The organism is Ruegeria sp. SATB027, assembly GCF_059613825.1.
Genome location: NZ_JBXWTH010000012.1, coordinates 1 through 1,977, shown reverse-complemented (window position 1 = coordinate 1,977; position 1,977 = coordinate 1). Strand labels below are relative to the sequence as shown.

Below are 1,977 nucleotides of genomic sequence, written 5' to 3'. Positions count from 1 at the left end.
CCTTTAACAATATGACTTGGAAAATGGCCGCATAGGGTCAATAGTGAAACTGTCCGGAAACAGGGACGAAGTCCAGTACTCGACGCAGCTGACCGGCTGGCCTTTATTCATGCTCTTGATCTGCCGTTCGATTTGGTCAACGAGGTTGATCCCACATGGATCAGGATATTGACCCGCCGGGTTGAGGGGGAAACAGCCTCAGAGATGCGGCGGCATAGCCGGGAAAAGCGCCTGGGATTGTTGGCGATCTATCTGATGTCGCGCAGATCGCAGCTGATTGATGGTCTTGTAGACCTGCTCATCGACGTTGTTCATCGCATCGGCACACGCTCCAAACGGAAGGTGATCAGCAAAATTGCCGCTGACATCGATAAGGTTCACGGCAAGGAACGGTTACTGGTGGACATTGCGACGGCGGCGATGATGGCCCCGAACGGCAAAGTCTCGGATGTGATCTTTCCAATCGCGGGCGCGGCCAAGCTGAAAGCCATCATTGATGAACACAGGGCCAAGGGAACACTGAATGTTCGGATTCAGACTGTAATGCGGGGTTCCTATGCCAGCCACTATCGTCGAATGCTGCCGTCCTTGTTGTCTGTCTTACAATTCCGCTCGAATAATGAGACGTGGCGACCGATCCTGGATGCGTTGGTTCTGATAATCCGCCTGAATGAGGAAGGACGGCGTTACGCCCCGGCTGCGCTGGCACCCGAGGGCTCAATTCCGCGTAAATGGCAGGAAACCGTGATCGACACACGCGGGCGGCTGAATGTTATTTCTTATGAACTCTGTGTCCTGACCCAGTTGCGGGATCGTATCAGGTCAAAAGAGATCTGGGTCGAAGGGGCTGATCGTTATCGTAACCCGGACGATGATCTGCCGAAGGATTTTCCTGAGAAGCGCGACGTATACTATGCTGGCCTGAAGCTCACCCAGGATGCACGGGAATTTTCGCGATCTGTTCGGGAGCAGTTGGAGTATGAGTTACGTCAACTGAACAGCTCGCTGCCCAATAGTGACAAGGTGCGGCTGCGCTGGTCTGGTGACAACTGCATTAGCATTACACCTTTCACCCCGGCACCAGAGCCAAAAGGGTTGATCGGCCTTAAATCAGAGATTGGTCGGCGGTGGCCGATGACCGGACTGCTGGATACGCTGAAAGAGACAGCGCTGGAGACAGGCTTTCTGGGAGCATTCGAAACGTCAGCCAGCCGGGAAGCACTGCCGCGTGATATCCGGGATCAACGCCTGCTGCTTTGCCTCTACGGCCTGGGCACCAATGCCGGTTTGAAACGTGTAGCTGCTGGCACGCCGGAAATCAGCTATGATGAGTTGCTGCATATCCGACGCCGCTATGTCGATCCTGCTTCTCTTCGGGCAGCGGCGGTCAAGGTTGCAGATGCCACGTTGGCGGTGCGCAATCCGTCAGTTTGGGGCAATGCGGGAACCGCCTGCGCGGCAGATTCCACCAAGTTCGGAGCCTGGGATCGCAACCTGATGACCGAATGGCATGCCCGCTATGGCGGGCGCGGTGTCATGATCTATTGGCATGTCGAACGGCAGGCGACCTGTATTTATTCCCAGCTGAAACGCTGCTCATCATCTGAAGTGGCTGCGATGATCGAAGGGGTTCTGCGTCATTGCACCGACATGGAGATCCAGCGCCAGTATGTTGATAGCCACGGCCAAAGTGCCATCGGCTTCGCCTTCTGTCATCTTCTTGGATTCGAATTGGCCCCACGTCTGAAGGCCATCGCCTGACAAAAGCTGGCCTTACCGAATTCCGCAATGCGGGGACAACTGCCCAACCTGCTACCGATCCTGTCCGGCACTGTTGACTGGGCCGAGATCGAAAGACAGTACGATGAAATGGTCAAATACGCTTCGGCCATGCAGCATGGCTGGACTTCGTCCCTGTTTCCGGACACTGGGGTACTTTACCCCTGTCCATGAAAGGGGCACCGAATGGGACAACAT

1 pseudogene is annotated in these 1,977 nt (G+C 55.4%); it reads left to right on the top strand.

The annotated features are described in order from the left end of the window. Positions 1-75: 75 nt before the first annotated feature. Positions 76-1,902, top strand: a pseudogene (locus AC2FPW_RS01315) (Tn3 family transposase); the annotation flags it as partial. Positions 1,903-1,977: the final 75 nt, after the last annotated feature.